Source organism: Vibrio eleionomae (genome assembly GCF_009874545.1).
GTDB classification, from domain to species: Bacteria; Pseudomonadota; Gammaproteobacteria; order Enterobacterales; family Vibrionaceae; genus Vibrio; species Vibrio nitrifigilis.
Genome location: NZ_WEKT01000043.1, coordinates 25,999 through 45,624, shown reverse-complemented (window position 1 = coordinate 45,624; position 19,626 = coordinate 25,999). Strand labels below are relative to the sequence as shown.

At 42.1% G+C, this 19,626-nt stretch carries 17 protein-coding genes and 1 pseudogene; 9 read left to right on the top strand and 9 right to left on the bottom strand.

Annotated features, from left to right (window positions below; translation table 11 throughout):
* Positions 1 to 240 precede the first annotated feature (240 nt).
* The 6 genes from F9817_RS17895 to ugpB all read right to left on the bottom strand — a co-directional run bounded on the left by F9817_RS17895 (position 241) and on the right by ugpB (position 7,149).
* Positions 241 to 1,422, bottom strand: coding sequence for a S1 family peptidase (locus tag F9817_RS17895; RefSeq protein WP_161157525.1), 1,182 nt, complete (start codon positions 1,420 to 1,422; stop codon positions 241 to 243).
* Positions 1,423 to 2,140: 718 nt separating this feature from the next.
* On the bottom strand, positions 2,141 to 2,944 hold the full coding sequence (locus tag F9817_RS17890; RefSeq protein WP_161157524.1) for an HAD family hydrolase: 804 nt from the start codon (positions 2,942 to 2,944) through the stop codon (positions 2,141 to 2,143).
* A complete protein-coding gene (locus tag F9817_RS17885) occupies positions 2,937 to 4,040 on the bottom strand; it encodes a sn-glycerol-3-phosphate import ATP-binding protein UgpC (protein WP_161157523.1) in 1,104 nt (367 codons plus the stop codon). Before F9817_RS17885 ends, F9817_RS17890 begins: the two co-directional genes overlap by 8 nt.
* Entirely contained in the window at positions 4,041 to 4,889 is an 849-nt protein-coding gene (ugpE, locus tag F9817_RS17880) for a sn-glycerol-3-phosphate ABC transporter permease UgpE (protein WP_161157522.1), read from the bottom strand.
* Positions 4,889 to 5,770, bottom strand: a complete 882-nt coding sequence (gene ugpA / locus F9817_RS17875; RefSeq protein WP_161157531.1) for a sn-glycerol-3-phosphate ABC transporter permease UgpA — start codon at positions 5,768 to 5,770, stop codon at positions 4,889 to 4,891. The genes ugpE and ugpA overlap by 1 nt, the downstream gene beginning before the upstream one ends.
* A gap of 71 nt (positions 5,771 to 5,841) precedes the next feature.
* On the bottom strand, positions 5,842 to 7,149 hold the full coding sequence (gene ugpB, locus F9817_RS17870) for a sn-glycerol-3-phosphate ABC transporter substrate-binding protein UgpB (protein ID WP_161157521.1): 1,308 nt from the start codon (positions 7,147 to 7,149) through the stop codon (positions 5,842 to 5,844).
* Positions 7,150 to 7,357: 208 nt separating this feature from the next.
* On the opposite strand from ugpB, the gene F9817_RS17865 reads away from it, so the two are divergent.
* From F9817_RS17865 to F9817_RS17850, 4 genes are all read left to right on the top strand, one after another.
* Entirely contained in the window at positions 7,358 to 8,083 is a 726-nt protein-coding gene (locus F9817_RS17865; protein WP_161157520.1) for a glycerophosphoryl diester phosphodiesterase, read from the top strand.
* Positions 8,084 to 8,092: 9 nt separating this feature from the next.
* Complete coding sequence (locus F9817_RS17860) at positions 8,093 to 8,845, top strand: DeoR/GlpR family DNA-binding transcription regulator (protein ID WP_161157519.1); 753 nt, start codon at positions 8,093 to 8,095, stop codon at positions 8,843 to 8,845.
* A gap of 212 nt (positions 8,846 to 9,057) precedes the next feature.
* Complete coding sequence (locus F9817_RS17855) at positions 9,058 to 9,387, top strand: DUF2750 domain-containing protein (protein ID WP_237476286.1); 330 nt, start codon at positions 9,058 to 9,060, stop codon at positions 9,385 to 9,387.
* 165 nt (positions 9,388 to 9,552) lie between these two features.
* Positions 9,553 to 10,620 (top strand): lactonase family protein, encoded by a 1,068-nt coding sequence (locus F9817_RS17850; protein ID WP_161157517.1) that lies wholly within the window; start codon positions 9,553 to 9,555, stop codon positions 10,618 to 10,620.
* A 189-nt stretch (positions 10,621 to 10,809) separates the two neighbouring features.
* Here F9817_RS17850 and F9817_RS24320 read toward each other — a convergent pair whose 3' ends face one another.
* Positions 10,810 to 12,105 (bottom strand): methyl-accepting chemotaxis protein, encoded by a 1,296-nt coding sequence (locus F9817_RS24320; RefSeq protein WP_161157516.1) that lies wholly within the window; start codon positions 12,103 to 12,105, stop codon positions 10,810 to 10,812.
* Between the two features lie 689 nt (positions 12,106 to 12,794).
* Between F9817_RS24320 and F9817_RS23870 the strand changes: the two genes are divergently transcribed.
* Positions 12,795 to 12,950 (top strand): hypothetical protein, encoded by a 156-nt coding sequence (locus F9817_RS23870; RefSeq protein ID WP_202436512.1) that lies wholly within the window; start codon positions 12,795 to 12,797, stop codon positions 12,948 to 12,950.
* 404 nt (positions 12,951 to 13,354) lie between these two features.
* Here the strand turns inward: F9817_RS23870 and F9817_RS17840 are convergent, their stop codons facing one another.
* On the bottom strand, positions 13,355 to 14,224 hold the full coding sequence (locus F9817_RS17840) for an AraC family transcriptional regulator (protein WP_161157530.1): 870 nt from the start codon (positions 14,222 to 14,224) through the stop codon (positions 13,355 to 13,357).
* Between the two features lie 113 nt (positions 14,225 to 14,337).
* On the opposite strand from F9817_RS17840, the gene F9817_RS17835 reads away from it, so the two are divergent.
* Positions 14,338 to 15,492, top strand: a complete 1,155-nt coding sequence (locus tag F9817_RS17835; RefSeq protein ID WP_161157515.1) for an aminotransferase-like domain-containing protein — start codon at positions 14,338 to 14,340, stop codon at positions 15,490 to 15,492.
* Between the two features lie 176 nt (positions 15,493 to 15,668).
* Here the strand turns inward: F9817_RS17835 and F9817_RS17830 are convergent, their stop codons facing one another.
* A complete protein-coding gene (locus F9817_RS17830) occupies positions 15,669 to 16,694 on the bottom strand; it encodes a purine-nucleoside phosphorylase (protein ID WP_161157514.1) in 1,026 nt (341 codons plus the stop codon).
* Positions 16,695 to 17,403: 709 nt separating this feature from the next.
* On the opposite strand from F9817_RS17830, the gene tnpA reads away from it, so the two are divergent.
* The 3 genes and pseudogenes from tnpA to tnpC all read left to right on the top strand — a co-directional run.
* Positions 17,404 to 17,724 (top strand): IS66 family insertion sequence element accessory protein TnpA, encoded by a 321-nt coding sequence (gene tnpA / locus F9817_RS17825; RefSeq protein WP_161157513.1) that lies wholly within the window; start codon positions 17,404 to 17,406, stop codon positions 17,722 to 17,724.
* Positions 17,721 to 18,074 carry an IS66 family insertion sequence element accessory protein TnpB gene (gene tnpB, locus F9817_RS17820; RefSeq protein WP_161157512.1) on the top strand — a complete coding sequence of 118 codons (354 nt, stop codon included), beginning with the start codon at positions 17,721 to 17,723 and terminating at the stop codon, positions 18,072 to 18,074. Before tnpA ends, tnpB begins: the two co-directional genes overlap by 4 nt.
* A 58-nt stretch (positions 18,075 to 18,132) precedes the next feature.
* Positions 18,133 to 19,521, top strand: a pseudogene (gene tnpC, locus F9817_RS17815) (IS66 family transposase); the annotation flags it as partial.
* Between the last annotated feature and the right edge of the window lie 105 nt (positions 19,522 to 19,626).

Below are 19,626 nucleotides of genomic sequence, written 5' to 3'. Positions count from 1 at the left end.
AAATTAAATATACCCATTAATAAGTATTTACAATTTAAATACCGGTAACATTATTTAAAAATAGAAACTAAACACTAGCAAATGAATACTTACATGATTGTCATCTCTATAGTGACTATTATTCAGAAAAAGTTAAGAAGCCCTTATGGCTTCTTAACTTTATATGTATCTCCTAATGACCTCAGGATTCAGAGCCTTATCAAAGAGCCTAGAGCAAGTTTTATTCGCTCTTTAGGTCGATTAGTGATTACAACGACGTCTAATCATTGTGACCATTCCAAGTACAAGTAAAACGATCCAGCCGTTACTGCCACCGCCACCACTTGAGGTAGCTTCGCTGCCTGAATTGCTACTATCGGTAGACGTGTTACTCGACTTAGTAGACGAATCACTATCTTGAGCTAAGGTTTCGTTAGTAAATGCCATCGGGTTAGAATCAAAGGCGTAACTTAAACTGAGCGAATTAATATCGTAGTTCGTTCCACCGTTAAGGTTATATACCGCATTGTTGATCTCAGATTTGAAGAAATTGATGCTGGTATAACCACCATAATAATACTGGCCGTTCAGTCGACACGAGCCACTATCCGTTGTGACATAAGAAGCTACCCCAACAAGACGAATACCATAATCGTCATCCGAAGCATGGTCAGGGTCTTGCCACACCAGAGGACCACCGCTATCACCACTACAGATGCCAAAATTGGTATCTGTGGTTGGACTTTGAACACAGATAATATTATTACCAGAGACATTATCAGAAGAGAGTGAATCACAGGTGTCCGTTGGAATTCCTGCTAACAATACACGTTGCAACGTTCCAGTAACGCCATCTTCATCTTTGCCATAACCGCTTGCCATAACGTTCGTGCTGTTATCCTGATTCGCAACGTAAGAACTCGAAAATTCTTGAAACATTGCCTCCATCTCATCGCTATCTGCCACCTTAATTTTCTTTGCGTTCGCAAAATCATCACTACTCAAATAGATAACCGCGGTATCATGAGACCCGCTGAGTGAACCAGTCCAGTTAGGATTGACTTCAAATTCGCCTACGGTTGCTTGAGCGACCTGCTGAGTAGGGTTTGAAGAATCTGAATAATCGAGATAGTAAATATAAATTCGGGTCGTTGCGTAGCTTCCCTCATCCTCTAAACAATGAGCCGCTGTGAGTACAACCCCATCATCAATAATAGAACCACCGCATAGATAATATTTAGATCCAGAATCCGAGCTTTTCTGAATCGTTAATCGAACTTGATAAGGAACTGTCGATAAATCAGTATCAACACCATTAAGAATGGCCGGTGAAATAGCAGAAGATGCGACTTCTATCGACCCGACTGCTGAATTAGAAATAGTACAGGCACATAATAATATGCCAAATGTTTTCACTGCTTTATTAAAAATATTAAATTTCATTTATATACCACTAGTTTAAATCGGTTCAAATAAATGCTGACACAATTTAAATGTGTAATGTATATAGAAGTTTTTAATTAATAAACGAATATCACTAAATAACAGATAATTGACTAAGTCAAAAATTCACAAAAAATGAAATAACAATACAATAAAAATCACATAATAAAAATAATATTATCTAAAAATATAACGAAAATAATACCTTACACNAATTAATTGTAATGGATTAATCATTCACACATAATTATTGAAGCAGAACTAAATTATAAAATTTGCAATTTGATATACCCAATATCCTCGAGATGCAGAATTCAAAAGTGACTGGTTATAGAGCAATAAAAAACCTGAGTGCAATATCACTTGCTACTCAGGCTAACTTGTCATGTTGGTAACACGTTTTTACTATGCGTAACTGGCAATCGTAAAAGCGAGTGCAGCTAATAAGATGAAAAGTATTTTCATATCCACCTCCGACATCTTTGAACACCTAACCTCTGGCTTTATTGCTATCGCCTCGGTTTCCAAAGCATCCATGCCGAACACTTCGTGATTAGGTATGCCCTCTCACTGAGCTGAATATAGGTAAATCTATTCTTCGATTTCGTGATAAAGGTGACATTTTGCGCACTATTTTATGCTCTTTTATTACCGATATCTCAATGGCCTCAAGATGTAATATTTGGGCGTCACCAACGAGAACCAGCTAAAAGATAAATCACTCCTTCGCAGACAACAAAAAATGCGCCAATTCGGCAAAGCCGTAGCCGCCATTTTGTCTCGTCATATACTGGGGTGGACACGCTAGTTTAGGCAGATATGGCGTAATATTATTGACGCCTACGCTATTGTTAATCCAAGAAAACATCGGTTCATCATTGCAAGAATCGCCAACATAAGCGACTTCCCCTTGATTAACTTCTCCATTTAACGCCTGACTAAGATAGGATTGGCTCGAAGAGCGCTTGCTGTGGTTCCCAGTCCAAACGTTTATATGAATCGAACTTTCTGTGGCTTGCACAGGGTCTCCAAATACCGTTAGCTGACGCAACTGAAGGAGTAACTCTTCAATCAATTCAACACTAAGCGGTGTTCGATCTTGAGCAATATTGACCGCTACATCGCAAAAACGAAAAGACTGATCATTAGCCAGAGTTAAACCTGGATAGGATGCTAGAACTTGCTTAACTTGCTCTAAAAGATACCGTTGTCGCTTGCGCATCTCAGAAAAAGGCACACAGTAATGATGATGAAATTGCTGCTGACGCTTAGTGATCCAAAAGGCGCCATTCTCACCAATAACACCATGAACTGGCCATAAACGAGCAATTTGATCACACCACCCCGCACAGGCTCCTGTCACGGGGACCACATTAATTCCGGCTAAACTCAACTGCTGCATTGCATCGAGCGTTTCTGCTGGTAGTTTTCCTCGCCATGTTAATGTGTCATCAACATCAGTAAACAACCAAGTTACTCTCTTTGCCGCTTGTGACGACCAATCTGTCAATAATTTAGGCATTGATTCTCTCTAATACTGGTTCATCTCGTACAATAAACTCCACTCGCTTTTTTGTCTCACTATCAAACAGATGAATGCAATCTAAATCGATGGTGATACCAAGACGCTGCCCCAATTCCACATCACAATTGCCAGCAACGCGAACAACTAGCGGCTGAGAATGCAGCTCTTCCATTGTGCAATAGAGCAACAAATCAGCACCGAGGGCTTCCATCATTTCTACTTCAACATAAAAATCAGGATTATCTTGTGTGACTTTTAGATGCTCTGGTCGCAGGCCAATTTTCACATAACAAGTTGGCTTGGTTGGAAAAATAGGTAGTAACCAAGGTCCAATTCTTACGCCGTAATCGAGTAATGTAGCTTCCAAAATATTCATTGCAGGAGAACCAATAAAGGTAGCGACAAAAATGGACGCAGGATGACGATAAATGTCAATCGGAGATCCAATCTGCTCAACATGCCCCTGATTTAACACCACTAATTTGTCGGCTAACGTCATCGCTTCTACTTGATCGTGAGTCACATAAATAGAGGTCGTATTAAGTCGGCGTTGTAAGCGTTTGATTTCAAGCCTCATCTGCACACGCAACTTGGCATCTAGGTTAGAGAGAGGCTCATCAAACAAAAACACCTTAGGTTGGCGAACAATCGCCCTGCCCATCGCAACTCGTTGGCGCTGTCCGCCGGACAGTTGCTTAGGTTTACGATCCAATAACGATTTAAGTTCAAGCATCTCGGCAGCTTCGTTAACCAAACGATCAATCTCTGCCTTCGGTGTTTTACGATTACGAAGCCCATAAGCCATATTTTTGTAGACCGTCATATGCGGATACAACGCATAGTTTTGAAATACCATCGCGATATCCCGTTGGCTTGGCTCTTCGTTATTCACCTGACGTCCATCAATTGTGAGCACGCCATCACTGATTTCTTCAAGGCCAGCGACCATGCGCAGTAAGGTTGATTTTCCACAACCACTCGGCCCGACTAACACCACCATTTCGCCATCTTCGATATCAAGGTCTAACTGTGAAATCGCTTGGTATCCGTTGGGGTAACGTTTTGCAATATTTGTAAGAGTGACAGTAGACATTTATTTCTCCGAATCCACTAAACCTTTAACAAACGCTTTTTGCATTGCAATCACCACCAGCACTGGCGGTAGCATGGCAATAATCGTTGTCGCCATTATTTTGTTCCATTCCACTACCCCATCGTTCACATCCAGCATCTGCTTAATGCCCAATACGATGGTGTAATAATGCGTGTCCGTTGTGATAAGAAGTGGCCACAAGTATTGGTTCCAGCCGTAAATGAAGGTGATCACAAACAGTGCCGCGATATTCGTGCGAGAGAGTGGTAGCAAAATATCGAAAAAGAACTTGATTGGACCCGCACCATCAATACGTGCAGCCTCAATCAATTCATTAGGTATGGTCATAAAAAATTGCCGGAATAAGAAGGTCGCGGTCGCGCTCGCGATAAGAGGAATCGTCAACCCAGCAAAAGAATTCAGCATGTGCAGATCGCTGACCACTTCAAACGTGGGCATAATGCGTACTTCAACTGGCAACATCAGCGTGAAGAAAATCACCCAAAAGGCCAACATTCGGCAAGGGAAACGGAAGAACACCACCGCATAAGCCGACATGATAGAAATGACCAACTTACCAATAGTGATACAGATAGCCATGATAAAAGAGTTCAACAACATGCGGCTAACTGGTACCGCACTGCTACTCATATGAGTTGAGCTCGTAAATAAATTTCTAAATACACTCAGCCCCAGCTCACCAAACCATAATGGAGCGCCAGTACCAAAATCACCATTGGCATGCGTGGTTGCCATTAATGCGACCCAAACCGGCAGCGCCACCAATACGATGCCAAGCACTAACACAAGGTGACAACACACATTAAACCAAGGACGTTGTTCTACCATTAGTACGCCACCTTTTTCTCAACATATTTAAATTGCACCACGGTTAATAAAGCCACCAAAATCATCAACACTACTGATTGCGCAGCGGAAGAACCGAGGTCTAATCCGATAAAACCATCACGATAAACTTTGTAAACCAACGTAGACGTGCTATCACTCGGCCCGCCTTTTGTCATGCCATGGATGATGGCGAAAGTATCGAAAAAGGCATACACGAAATTCACCACCAGTAAGAAAAAACTGGTTGGAGAAATCAGTGGGAAACTAATGGTGAAAAAGCGCTTTACTGGTCCACTACCGTCAATCGCTGCTGCTTCAAGCAAAGACTTTGGCACAGACTGCAGCGCAGCAAGAAAGAACAGAAAGTTGTAGCTGATCTGTTTCCATGTTGCAGTAATCACGACCATCCACATCGCATCACTGCCGTTTAATTTTGGATTCCAATCCATACCGAGTGATTGCAGCAACCCGCTCACTAAACCAATGGTCGGATCGAACATGAATAGCCATAATGCGCCAGCAACCGCAGGAGCAACGGCATAAGGCCAAATCAATAAAGTACGATAAGCCGTAGCACCTCGCACCACATGTTCAGCAAACATCGCGAGGATCAAAGCACATACCAGCGCCAATACCGCCACACTGAGACTGAAGATTAATGTCGTGGTGATCGACTCCAAGTAATGGGGGTCATGAAATAAATTGGTAAAGTTTTCCCACCCAACAAACTCACTGCCCATGCCAAACGCATCTTGTAGCTGAGTCGATTGAAAGATCGCTTGCCCTGCTGGCCAAATAAAAAACACCATTGTGATCGCAAGTTGCGGAGCAATCAGCAATAACGGCAGCCAGCGATTTTTAAAATAAACAGATGCAGACATCATAATTCCATTTAAAAACAAACAGGTAGGCAAGTACCCAATGGCGACTTACCTACCGGATAAATTCACCATTAATGTTGAGTTCGTTCAAAACGACGTAGCTGTTGATTACCGCGTTTAACCGCATTATCCAATGCCTGTTGAGCACTCTGCTTACCCGACCACACGCCTTCTAATTCTTCATTGATGATCGAACGAATTTGTGAGTAGTTACCAAAACGAATGCCTTTCGAATTCGCCGTTGGTGTGCCAGCGCTCATTTGTAAAACAGCAACATCGGTACCAGGATTGTTCTGATAGAATCCCTGATCTTTGGTGAGCTGATAAGCTGCTTTCGTGATAGGTAAATAGCCGGTGAACTGGTGCCAGTCAGCCTGAACTTTGGCACTTGAAAGATAAGTAAAGAACTTAGCGACGCCTTTATACACATCATCATTTTGACCACGTAGCACCCAAAGAGAGGCACCACCGATAATGGTATTTTTCGGCGAGCGAATGATGCTCGCATCATAAGGCAGCTGAGCAACACCAACGTGAACGCCTTTCATGTTTTCACGAATACCAGCAAGAGATGCCGAAGATGCCATGGTAATGGCGCACTCTTGTTTATAAAACAGCGGCAAACCATCCGATTGACGACCACCGTATTTAAACAGCCCTTCTTTGCTCCACTGACCTAAACGCTCAATATGCTTAACAAACGGTTTCGCATTGAACTCAAATTGGGTGTCCAGCCCGCCAAAGCCATTGTTTTTAGTCGCTAATGGTAAGTTATTACGTGCGCCAAAGTTTTCAATTTGAATCCACGATTGCCATGTAGTGGTTAATGCGCATTTCGCTCCAGATGCTTGAAGTTTTTTCGCCACATTATCCATTTCTTGCCATGTTTTGGGCGGTGTTTTAATTCCCGCTTTAGCAAACATATCCTCGTTGTAATACATCACAGGCGTAGAACTATTAAATGGCATCGATAACATTTTGCCATCGTTCGTTGTGTAGTAACCCGTCACAGCGCTTAAGTAAGCGTTAGGGTTGAATTTTTCATGGGCATCCTGCATTAATTGATACACAGGATAAATGGCCTTTTTCGCGCCCATCATGGTTGCCGTGCCCACTTCATACACCTGAACAATCGCTGGCTGTTTATGAGCACGAAAAGCCGTTATTGCACTGGTCATAGTCTCTGAGTAAGAGCCTTTATACACCGGCTTTACTTCATATTGTGATTGGCTTGCATTAAAGTCTGCCGCAATTTGGTCAACCTTATGACCCAAGGCCCCCCCCATGGCATGCCACCATTCAATTTCCGTTTTAGCTTGTACTTGAGCACTCAACAATGCAGCAACAACTGCTAAGCCTGTCAGATGTTTTATGGACATTATCCGTTTCCCTATGGTTATCTTTGTTGTGGTAAAAACCAGCGCATGAAAAAGATGAATGCCATTTACACTAAGAGGTGGGGATGACGTTTCAATGACAGAAATGTATCAATTTGAACATCTTACATTTTCACTTTAATGACATATAAGAGTCACAAATACCTGCAATGCTGCTTAAAAAATAGAAATGAACATAATGGAGCAGTAAATGAAAATAACCGCACATCGCGGCTTATCAAGCCAAGCGCCAGAAAACACCATGAGCGCCTTTCTCAAAGCGATTGAATTTGGAGTTCCGTGGATTGAATTAGATACTCAGCTCTCTTCAGACGGTATCCCGGTGGTGATTCATGACCAAACCGTTAACCGTTGTACTAATGGCAGTGGTATTGTGACGCAAATGTCGTTAGCCGATCTGCAATCTCTCGATGCTGGGCTGTGGTTTAGCGACACATTTCGCGGTGAAAAAATCCCAACCTTGGAGAGCGTATTATCTCTTACCAAAAACCATTCTATTGCCATTAATATCGAGCTAAAAACCAGTCCTGGTGATGATGTACCAACACTATGTGAAACAGTCGCCCAACTGATCATCGACAAACAATTCAATCCAGAGCAGCTGTTATTTTCTAGCTTTGATACTCGCGCTTTAATCGAGATAAAACGACATCTACCAACGATCCGTCGCGGCCATTTGTGGCAAGAGATCCCTGAAGATGCAGAAGCAACATTACATGAAATCGATGCATTCAGTGTGCACTGTGATTATCGCTTTTTAACTAAACCACAAGCACGTCGGCTAAAAGCGCAAGGTTATGAGATTTACTGTTACACGCCAAACTTTCCTGCCCTCGTTAAAAGTTACTGGAATTGGGGCGTTGATATGATGATTACCGACACCCCACAGAGTTATCTCGAAGCGAAACAAGATTAGGGGGCGGTGATGTTAGATAACGACTCGGCACCGTCATTAAGTCACCGTCAAAAACAGATTGTGCAGTTAATCCAGCAAAGTGATTACTGCTCTATCGAACATCTAGCGCAACAATTCGATGTCACCCCACAGACAATTAGGCGAGATATTAACAGTTTATGCGATTTTGGCTTAGCTCGCCGCCATCACGGCGGTGTGGGGGCACCTGCCACATTGAGTAATCAAAGCTATCGATTACGACAAGAGACTCATCGAGAAGAAAAACTAGCGATTGCACAGCAAGTCACGCCATTAATTCCCAACGGCTCTACCATTTTCTTGGGAATAGGTAGCACAATCGCCCTGATTGCTGAGACACTTTACAATCACACTGAACTAAGAGTGGTCACTAACAATTTCGAAGCCGCCCACATTTTATCTCAATACAGCCATATTGAGACTTGGGTTCCCGGTGGAATGATTCGCCCTAAGGATCAAGATATTGTCGGCGAGTCTATCAGTCAGTTTTTCGGCCAATTTTATGCAGATATTGGTATTATTGGCTGCGCCTCGATTACCACTATTACTAACCCAACCAACAACCAAACCGAAGAGTTCGCAATGGAGCATGAACCACGAGAAGCGATTGTGAGCCAAGCTATTCTCAATAATGCTCATCAAAAATGGCTGGTTGCGAGCAATGAAAAGTGGCAACGCCATACCAATGCAAAAGTGACAGCGTTAAATACATTTCACCGTATTTTTAAATCTGGCAAATCATAACCTTGGGATTACTTGGGGATTTGAATATTACCATTCACGATATATAAAATTATAATTTCTCACTCACTTACTACGGAAATTATTTATTCAAATAGAGGCTTTATTGATAAGATAGCACCACTAAATAATGATCATTCACTGATGTGATGTTGAGGCCCCAAATGACAGCAAATATCGCGCTAGATAACCTACCTAAAGATCCAACTGAACGTATGAATCTGTTTTTCAAAACCGTCGCAAGCGATCTAAAGATCTGGTTACTGATCGACGAACATGGCAGTGTGTTGCTGAGCGCCGACGATGAAGACTGCGTTCCCGTGTGGCCAAGTGAAGAGCATGCCAAACAATGGGCAACCGATGAGTGGGAAGGATTCACTCCTGAAGCCATTTCAACAGCAAAATGGAAAAGCCGCTGGACTCCCGGCCTAGAAGACGACGAATTGTCTATTATTGTCTTCCCTGATCAACAAGGCGAAGGCATTGTGCTCTATCCAGAAGAGTTCGAATTTGAACTAAAAAAACGCGAAACCAAACGTCGTTAATTCCGTTTCCAACAATCCTAAAATCCCCATAATTCATTAACGAACCACAGCTTAACAACTTTCTAAGCTGTGGTTTTTATTAAAATCCTTTCACTATCCACAGAAACCACTCCCTCAATATGATGTAATTGCTGGCAAATCTATTGGGCCATTAGAGGTAATTTTATGCCTTTTCATATTTTCGTCTCAAATGCCCAATCCAACTCCATCGGTTGCTACCGATTAGGGAGTGAACGGGCTGATAGCTGCAATGAACTCTTTTCCCGCGTGAGTGACATAGAGGCGGCACCGCTAGTGATGCCTATGGCGATAGATGAACGCGCTGAGCTTCTTTATGTTGTTAGCCGCTCTAAGCCTTACCAATTACAGGCTTACAAAATCAACAATTCAGGTCTTGAGCTAGTAAACACTTTTCCTTTACCTGCCAGCATGGCAAATATCGAACTGACACCAGATGGAAACACGATTTGGATGGTGTCATTTAATGATAACCTCTTGGCGAGATTGGATGTAAGCAATCCATCAAATCAAGAAACCATAACGCATTCGTGCGGTAAGCATCCACATGCGATAAAAATCAGCCCTGATCTGCGCTGGTTTGTTCATACCGAATTAGGCTCAGATACCGTTAAAGTCATGCCTTATTCTACGCACACTGGTCCTGAATTCTCTCAACAAATCGAAGTGCCACTTCCCCAAGGTTCAGGGCCTCGTCATCTCGTTTTTTCTCCATCAGGGAAGACCTTGTATGTTTTAACGGAAATGTCTGGTAAAGTCTTTGTTTACAGCGTAAATGAAGGAAAATCAGAAAATAACAAGCCCCTTTCCTTTGTGACACAGAAGGCCATTCTTCCCTTCGATCACTTTGGTTTATTGCCTGGGTTAATGCCAGAAAATCGCATCGCTGATAACGCCGCTCACCAACGAATATGGGCCGCAGATATCCAGATTACGCATAACGGACAGTTTCTATACACCACCGAGCGCAATTCAAGCCAAGTATCACTCTTTCATGTTAATGAACATCAGATACGTTTTGTTACTCGTTTTACGGTAGAAACCTGCCCAAGAAGTATCGCAATTACACCGGATGATAAGTGGTTAATTGTCACTGGCGAACATGCCAACGTTACTGGTTTATATGCCATTAATCCTTCTGATGGCAACTTAACCCACCAAGCCACCTCCCCGTGCGGACAAGGTGCAAGTTGGGTGTCGGTTATTAAAGCTTAAGAACAGTATTTCTAGTTTATTTTTGAAAAAAAACGTTTTAGAACAGTGCCTTAAATGCTTATATCAGATTAACAGTTCCAAAACTCTATTTTTTAATGGGGACACTCACCTTTACAACGGCGAGTAATCGTTCCGTTTGATATATCTCTCCATCTCGCTAAGAGAAAATGCGTTAAATGCGCATTCTGGCTATGGTTTTAATCTATGAACTGAATGAACAAGATCTTCGACACCTTGCCTAACTTGGGCTAACCCCTCTTGTACTTCACTAATGCTATCTTGTCCTTGAATAGCGATACCACTCACCTGAGATAAATTACTATCCATCTCATCTATCATATCGTTATTACTGTGAACAACAGTAGCGATCTCAGTCGTAGCTTCAGCTGTCCGTTTGGCAAGTTGCCTGACTTCATCAGCCACTACTGCAAAACCACGGCCACTGTCTCCTGCTCGTGCAGCTTCTATTGCCGCATTCAATGCTAATAAATTAGTCTGCTCTGCAATCCCCTGAATTGTCGTAACTATATCATCAATACTCTTAGACTGAGTAATGAGCTTTGAACCAACTACACTCGCCTTTTTGACTTCCGCTACTATATTTTCAGATGTTTTCACCGCTTCAGTTAAAATATCCACTGCCAATTTAGTTATAGCCGATGTTTCTTCAGATGTGCTTGATGCCATATCAATAGAGTCAAGGACATTGTTAATCCTTTCTGTTATATTAGAAGCGAATTTTATCACTTTAACAACTTTACCTTTATCATCATAAATAGGGTTATAAGAAGCCTCTAACCAAATTAATTCATTATTTACATTTCTACGTTTAAACCGCCCTGTTTTAAATTCTCCCTGTTCTAATTCTTTCCAAAAATTAGGGTATTTTCTGTAAAACTCTTCTGAACAAAACATTTTATGATGCTGATTTTTAATATCTTCAAGACGATAACCTACAGTTGTCAAAAAGTTATCATTAGCCGAAATAATAGTCCCGTCAGGATTAAACTCTATCACTGCAAGGGAACGATCAAGTGCATGTAGTATTGCTTTTTGAGATTTTCTTTGGAGAGTTTCTTCTGTAACATCCCTTGCGATTTTAATTACTCTGATGACGCTACCATTTTCATCCTGAACTGGAAAATAATCAGCAGAGATAAAAAGAGGTGAACCATCTTTTCTTACTCTTTCAAATACCCCGCTCATACTTTTACCAGCTCTTAGTTCTTCCCAGTGTTTTTGGTATTCTGTACTCGAACTAAGCGATTTTGAACAAAATATTGAATGATGTTTACCCTCAATCTCACGAAATTCATAACCTACAGCATGACAGAACAACTCATTAGCAAAAGTGATGTTACCTTGAGGACTGAAAACAATAAAAGCGGTATACTTAATGATAGCATTCATATTTAATTTTAAATCATATACATACTGATTTTCTAATTCTGAAGTGGGTACATCCTTTTTTTTACTAAACCACATATATTCCCTCACTAGCCGAAAATAAACTACGATATTGATGTATCAAGCTTCTGGCCCGGCAAATTCTGATTATTTTTTTGGAGTTAACCTAAAGTGAGTTAAGTCTAAGCGTCAGAAAAGTCAACTATCTAAGCCCGATACTTCAACAAAAATTGTGCGGTTTGTGTATACAATAATGCCATTACAGCAAGATATGAAAATTATCATGATGGCATGAGAAAGTGATCAATAAAAATTGACCACAGTTTTAGAGTTTTCCCTATATAATCCTTCTGACTCATGGGTATTAACCACCTGTAGCATTATTAAAATTGGGTCAAATAAATCCTGCTACACTTCCTTCATACTAAATAACTAACAGGGTTAAAATGGAGCATTTTCGTGTCAGCGAAGATCTAACTAGCACGTTGATGGACATTACTCTTCCATCCACAGATTCTGAGCTAGATTGTCACAACAACTCTAAACTGACACGGATTAACTAAATTGAAAATAAAGGTATCTTTAATTAAATAAACCTATATAGTGGCACTTGCTCTGACAAAGAGTTGTTTCAAGATAAAATATAAAGAAAGTTTTCCAGCGTCATCCCTAGCAAGTTTCTCTCTGTAATCTCCCTTAATTATCTATCCTAAAAATAATACCTATGTTCAGTGCACCTTAATTTTAATTTTTATAAGGGGCATAATATGTCTAATCAAATCATTGCTAATGAGAATAGCATTAATAAAAATAAATCCATTAAAAATAAAGAAATTTCAATCGATGAAAAAGTAGAAATGGATGGCCTTCTTCAAAGAATTGCCAATGGTGAAGCTGGTGTTGTTTTGGAGGAATTACTTTGAGAAATAACGGCTCCTAAATTCTGTCTGCAGGACACTATTGATGGGATTATTGAGAAAAGGCGAGATCTCACAGGGCTTGTGTATTGTCATACCTATTATGAAATCAGTAACCCCCACCATTCGTTTTTTGCCCAATTGGGTTTTGTCTTTAATTGAGTCCTTTGGATGAGCCCCCCAAGCCCGGCGGTGTTCGTAAGATTTACCGGTGACAGCATCCTGGCCGCAGAGGAAAGAGCGGCATACACAGCGATAGATACGAAATACACCGGGAGAAAACTTATAAGTGAAATCAAAGAAACTGAGATGAAAAGGAACTGGAAAACGAGACGAAGATAGGGCGTATATCCTCGTTAACTAACAAATCACTCGCTATGCTAATTGCCCTATCAAAAGTGTGTAAGTAACTAAAAGAACCCTATAGGCAAATAGAAATCCAGTTCAAACTCTTCGTTTTGATTGAGAAAATGATTTTTAATGTAGTGAACATATGCCGGAGTTGAACGCAATTTAAAGCCGGATTCAGGTAGCCATTGTTCTAATATCAAGCTCAACTTCGGTAAGAGCTCACCATAAATCCCACTCAAAGGAAATACTGCATGTAGCCCACCAGGGATAACAAATTGATTGACCACGCCACGCACTGAAATCGGCCTTTCTATCTCAATGCATGCCACATAACGACACTGCTCTAACGCCACCCATGCAGGATTCGAATGATGTAATCCATATTGAACGGAAAAATCACGACCTTCCGTCATCGCCCACGCTTTTAATAATAGCCAGGCATTTGAAATAGAACGGTTATAACCCGTGTGGCGAACATAAGCAGCCATACGACTTGGCACTTCAATTATCTTTGGCATGGGCAAATCATGATTCGCTACGCGCTCATATCCCAACGCAATTTCTTTATCCTTCAGGTATGGCTTATCTGATATCTGTAAATCGTGGTTACGCCATTCCTTTGGCGACATATTGAATACACTTTTAAATGCTCGATTAAATGATGAAGCGGAACTGAAGCCACTCTTATTCACGATATCAATAACCTTTGCCTGCGGATCAAACATAAACTGGTTAGCCGCATATTCCATACGAATACGGCGAATATACTGATTTACCGATTCACCAACCACACGTTGAAACGTTCGATGAAAATGCTGCTCTGAATAAGACGCAACTTTTGCAAGCTCACGAGCTGTCAAATCTCTACTGATATCCTGATGGATATAGAAAAGCACATCATTAATTCTTGATTGTTGAAGCTTATTCATAGCGTAGAGATATATAGCATAAATGGACATGTTAGTGAGCATATATGGACCGACCTTCTTTGCCAATAGTCATTACTATTTTCAGACCAACCACAACAAAATTTGAGTCTTATATGGAAACTGCCTACTCAGTCCAACAAATACAATCTTCCTATATACGTGAAATCCTTGCTGCTGCCAGTGATAAAAATGTTATTTCACTTGCAGGCGGTTTACCCGATGAAAAAACATTCCCTATCCATTTAATGAAACCCGCTATAGAAGCACTTACTGCAATGACTGATGTCTTTCAATATGGTGCAACCATTGGGTATGAGCCATTAATTGTTCACCTCACACAAACATATAATCTACCAGAAACACATCGCGTGATGACGTGTACTGGCTCTCAACAAGGCCTGGATTTAATTGCCCGAGCATACGTAAACCCCAACGATACCGTCGCTATGGAAGCACCTTGTTATCTCGGTGCAATGCAAGTCTTTGGCTTAGCACAGGCTAATTTGGTTACCGTATCTCAGGATGAATCCGGACCTGATATCAATGAATTAGAATTATGTTTTAAAACAACATCACCCAAGATGTTTTATGCGGTTCCGGATTTTCATAATCCAACGGGCGTATGTTGGTCACTTGAGAAACGCAACCAAGTCGCAACACTGTGCATCAAATATAATGTTGTGCTTATTGAAGATGCTCCGTACCGAGAATTACGTTTTTCTGGTGAGCCCCTTCCTTTAGTCTCTGACTTTTGCCCAGACCACTCTATTGTGCTGCGTTCACTATCTAAAATAGCATCTCCAGGTCTGAGGTTTGGGACTGTGAGCGGAAAGCAGAGTTATTTAGAACCGCTATTAAAAGTTAAACAAGGGGCAGACCTACACTCTAGTACGCCTATACAAGCAATAATACTTGGTTTATTACAACATGCTGAATTTCCTAAACATCTGGAAAATATACGTGCTATTTATCGATCTCGCTATGACACTATCTTTCGGGCAGTACAGGCCTATCTACCCGATGAATGCAAAATCACTCCAACAGAAGGCGGGATGTTTGTCTGGGTTACCCTCCCAGAATGTGATACCTACAAATTAGCAAATGAATTATTAGCGAATAAAGTTGCAGTCGTCCCAAGCCCCGTATTTTATCCGACATCAGCTGAGCCACCATCCGCAATACGTCTCAACTTTACCAATGCAGACCCAGAGGATTTAGTCACCGCAATTCAGCGTATTTCCCAAGTTCTGAAAAATACACCGTACTAAGATAAGTTAATAGGAAGGAATATTACTTTTTGTAGGGTAAACGTTCATTAATAAAATATGAACGTTTACCCTAGCTGATGATGGGGCATTTCCAATTTAGCCATCGCGATGTCGGATAAAAAAGTCATCGCTAAATGAGCCTATTCAGGATGACTTTTCTAATCCGTTATTAATCGCTATTTCACACCATTTTCCCAATGTGGCCAGTCAGTTACAATTTTTTGTGCTAGGGTGTTTGAAACTCGGTAAGCGTTGATTACCGCTGGCATGTATCCACCTGATTTTGCTGATAACGACTCAATTGGGGTTTGGTTTGGGGCTTCTCGATCAAAGTTAGAACCGGTACGCATCACTAATATTCGGTTGAAATCCAGCTTCCCAGACTCAGCCCCTCGTTTTAGAGCGGTTAGGCTGGCATTATCTTCCATCTGCGTCGTGCAGTAGTTTGCTTTGCCGTTAGTAACCATCGTGGTATATGCCTGCATTGACTTAGCTATGTCCGAACCGTGCCAATAGGTATCACTAGAAAGAGTATCGCAGATAGACACTTTTGGCGTCTGGGCTCCAGGAGTGCCCGCCTTGTACTGCTGTCGATATTTTTGTGCTTGTTCCCCATCACTCAAAGCAACATTCGCAGTTAATTTGTAGGCTTTGTTCACCAACGCGTCGTTAAGTTTATAGACTTCAGTCCCTGCGCTCCATTTAGCTTTTTCGCTAGGCTTAGTGGCACCTAAAGCCAGCAAACCTGATGTCCAATCTTGCGGAATCTGACGTGAGTCGATTTCATGAATGAGGCCACCATCAATCACATAACGTGCCCAATTCGCTGAGCCAAGCGTTCCGTCATTTGGATCCACACCACCGATCCCAGAAATAATAAAGTAAGTGTCGCGTAGATTTAATTGTGGGCTTAGAGCAACGGCACTCATTGTACTTGCTGCATTGGCATATCCCATCGCGGTGGTGACAAGACAGATACCCTTGCCATTACATTTTAGTTCTGGGTATTCGGCGCTCAGACCAGCGATATGATAGCTATGCGTGAATGTATTCGTTTCTAACCAAGGTTTAGCTTCACTGCCAAACATAGTCACGATGAGCACTTTCGGGCTAATGGTTTGTGCTGAATCCGAACTTTGAGGCGTAGTGACACAACCGCTACTTAACAAGCCAAGTGCAATGGCTAGTGACAATTTTTTCATGATATCCCTAATATATTTCCGTAGTTAGGCCGTTGATACGAAATGAATAATTGATCAAATCAATGGCAATATAAAAATAAAACTATATAGAAAGCTAATACGAATTCATACCAACAATTTACACAATAAAAATCTACATATTTTTTAACGGGAACACTCACCTTTACAGTTTGGTTGATAACCTTACAGCCCACCAAAGTAACGAACAGCTGAATAACCAACGCGCAATGTTAGATGCCCGTGAAAGTTACGCCGTTTCTATCATCCAACCGACGGATACAGCAGGTTAACTTATTTAAAGCCCTAGGCGGCGGTTAAGAAACTGACACCCAAGCTCAATAAACTAGATCTACTGTTTTTCATCGTATATATCCACGCATTTCTACGTTGAAGTTTGATATTGCCCCTGCCTGAGTTTTTTTGAAAAAACTTTTCAAAAACTAATTACAATATGGTTGTTAAACATCGATGATAGAGTGTGTCGTCGTGAACATCCTCGATGTTCATCAATTAACATAATGCCGGAAATCAACCGACCAATAGTCGAAGGTATACTTTTACGCTAAAAAGCATAAAGGCAAACACCGCGTAATTGGGTCGGCTTAATTTGACTTATTAGCTGAACAAACGTAAGCGCACCACAAACACCACATTCTAATCACCCGTTGCCCACTCTATGATCACATCTCCAATCCAAAGGAGATGTGATATGTACAAACGACGCACCGACCAAGAATGGCTTTCTCTGATTGAGCAATGCCAAGCCAGTTCGCTCACACAACACGCTTTTTGCCAAAAGCACGACATTAGCGTATCGACGTTTTACGCCAAGCGGCAAAAGCTGAGTGTTAACTATTCCGCGAATCAGAGTGGTTTCGTTAAGGCCGAAATGATTGAAAAGACTACGTGCCTCAAGGTGACCCAGACGTCGTTGGCGAACATGACTTTGATAGCAAATAACGTCGAATTGAGTATTCCTCAAGGCACGCCGACACACTATCTTGCAGAATTGATTGGAGCCTTGTCATGAAACGCATGATGACCGCGCCAGTGGTGTATTTATACCGCGAGTTTGTCGATTTCAGAAAGTCTATCAATGGTCTGGCGCTGTTGATTGAATCCGAAACCGACCTCGAGCTAGGCTCAGGGGCATTGTTCCTCTTCACCAATAAACAACGCGATAAAATCAAAGCGTTGTATTGGGACCAAACGGGTTATGCGCTCTGGTATAAACGCCTCGAAAAAGCCAAGTTTAAGTGGCCCACGCAAGAGAAAAATACGGTGTTTACCTTAACGCAATTTGACCTCGACAGGCTGCTTTCTGGCTTCACAATAATCGGCCATAAAGCGATAAAAATCGACAGTTTTACAATGGGTTAATGGCAATAAAAGTCAGATAACCAAGCCTTTTTTATCGGTATTAAGTACAATAACGACCATGAAAAAGACGACCCCCGACATCAATCCAGACAGCCAAAACATCGCGGAACTTCAAGCGATGGTGAAGGCGTTGATGTCTGAGCAAGAAGCTTGGCAGCAAAAAGAATCACAGTGGCAACAAGAGCGCCAATCCTTAATTGAGCAGTTCAAACTGGCACTTGACCGTCAGTTCGCCAAACGCTCTGAAGCGTTAAAACCGTATAACGAAGCTCAGGGCGACTTCTTTAATGAAGTGGAATGCGAAGCGGAGAAAGTCGACGAAGAAGTGGTGACCACGACGACCACAACAAAGCGCCGAGGTAAACGCAAGCCATTACCTAAAGACTTACCTCGCGAAACCGTGGTTCTTGATCTGGACGAGCACGATAAACAGTGTCCTTGCTGTCAACACTCTCTGCATCAAATCGGGGAAGACCGTAGCGAGAAACTGGAGTTCACGCCTGCCGTTCTCAAAGTTATCGAATACGTTCGTCCTAAATACGCGTGCCATCATTGTGTGCAACACGGTGAGACTAACCCTGTTCACCAACAGCCAGCGCCAGAGAGCATTATCCCGAAAAGCTTCGCCACAGAAAGCTTGCTGGCCAATATCATCTTAGGTAAATACCAGTACGCTTTGCCGCTGTATCGACAAGAAACCTTGTTCACACAATCGGGCATCGACTTATCAAGAACCACCATGGCTCGCTGGGTTATCCAAGTGAGCGAGAAGTTCCAACCCTTGTACCAAGCCTTAAAAACGCACTTACTTGAGCAAGTGGTGGTGCATGCCGATGAAACCCCATTAAATGTTCTACAAGAAGAGAAGCGCAGTTACATGTGGCTTTACTGCTCAGGAGCTGACTCTCCGCAAGCTTGTTTACCGGATATGAAAAACATCGTCTTGTACGACTATCAAAACAGTCGCGCGAGAGCGTGCCCAATGGACTTCTTGGGAGATTACTCGGGTTACCTGCAAACCGATGGTTATGCGGCGTACGATGGTCTCACTCAAGTGACAAACGTCGGTTGCTTCGCTCATGCTCGCCGTAAGTTCATGGAAGCAAAAAAGCTCCAGGGAAAAGGCAAGACTGGGAAAGTGGATATCGCACTGGCGAAAATCCAAAAACTCTATGCGCTAGAAGCTCGCTTAAAACCGTCGTCAGCCGAAGAGCGTTGGTCAGAAAGACAATCACACGCCAAACCGATATTGGACGACCTGTATCAATGGCTCACGACACAGAAAGTGTTCGAATCTAGCCCACTGGGTAAAGCGATTAAATACACCTTGGGTCAATGGCCAAAGTTGGTGCGTTATGTGGATGATGGGCACTTATTCATCGACAACAATCGAGCAGAGCGTGCGATAAAATCGATGGTCATTGGCCGAAAGAACTGGATCTTAGCTGACATGTGATCACCAAGCGATTCTGTCGTACCTTAATTACCAAGCGACCTTGGCGGAGCCGTTGCGACAAACGCAATGCTGGGGGGGGTACACAGTGGATAATTT

Excerpts from the sequence above, each read along its gene's own strand:
- F9817_RS17895 (WP_161157525.1), bottom strand. The coding sequence starts at position 1,422 with ATGAAATTTAATATTTTTAATAAAGCAGTGAAAACATTTGGCATATTA.
- F9817_RS17890 (WP_161157524.1), bottom strand. The coding sequence starts at position 2,944 with ATGCCTAAATTATTGACAGATTGGTCGTCACAAGCGGCAAAGAGAGTA.
- F9817_RS17885 (WP_161157523.1), bottom strand. The coding sequence starts at position 4,040 with ATGTCTACTGTCACTCTTACAAATATTGCAAAACGTTACCCCAACGGA.
- ugpE (WP_161157522.1), bottom strand. The coding sequence starts at position 4,889 with ATGGTAGAACAACGTCCTTGGTTTAATGTGTGTTGTCACCTTGTGTTA.
- ugpA (WP_161157531.1), bottom strand. The coding sequence starts at position 5,770 with ATGTCTGCATCTGTTTATTTTAAAAATCGCTGGCTGCCGTTATTGCTG.
- ugpB (WP_161157521.1), bottom strand. The coding sequence starts at position 7,149 with ATGTCCATAAAACATCTGACAGGCTTAGCAGTTGTTGCTGCATTGTTG.
- F9817_RS17865 (WP_161157520.1), top strand. The coding sequence starts at position 7,358 with ATGAAAATAACCGCACATCGCGGCTTATCAAGCCAAGCGCCAGAAAAC.
- F9817_RS17860 (WP_161157519.1), top strand. The coding sequence starts at position 8,093 with ATGTTAGATAACGACTCGGCACCGTCATTAAGTCACCGTCAAAAACAG.
- F9817_RS17855 (WP_237476286.1), top strand. The coding sequence starts at position 9,058 with ATGAATCTGTTTTTCAAAACCGTCGCAAGCGATCTAAAGATCTGGTTA.
- F9817_RS17850 (WP_161157517.1), top strand. The coding sequence starts at position 9,553 with ATGCCTTTTCATATTTTCGTCTCAAATGCCCAATCCAACTCCATCGGT.
- F9817_RS24320 (WP_161157516.1), bottom strand. The coding sequence starts at position 12,105 with ATGTGGTTTAGTAAAAAAAAGGATGTACCCACTTCAGAATTAGAAAAT.
- F9817_RS23870 (WP_202436512.1), top strand. The coding sequence starts at position 12,795 with ATGTCTAATCAAATCATTGCTAATGAGAATAGCATTAATAAAAATAAA.
- F9817_RS17840 (WP_161157530.1), bottom strand. The coding sequence starts at position 14,224 with ATGAATAAGCTTCAACAATCAAGAATTAATGATGTGCTTTTCTATATC.
- F9817_RS17835 (WP_161157515.1), top strand. The coding sequence starts at position 14,338 with ATGGAAACTGCCTACTCAGTCCAACAAATACAATCTTCCTATATACGT.
- F9817_RS17830 (WP_161157514.1), bottom strand. The coding sequence starts at position 16,694 with ATGAAAAAATTGTCACTAGCCATTGCACTTGGCTTGTTAAGTAGCGGT.
- tnpA (WP_161157513.1), top strand. The coding sequence starts at position 17,404 with ATGTACAAACGACGCACCGACCAAGAATGGCTTTCTCTGATTGAGCAA.
- tnpB (WP_161157512.1), top strand. The coding sequence starts at position 17,721 with ATGAAACGCATGATGACCGCGCCAGTGGTGTATTTATACCGCGAGTTT.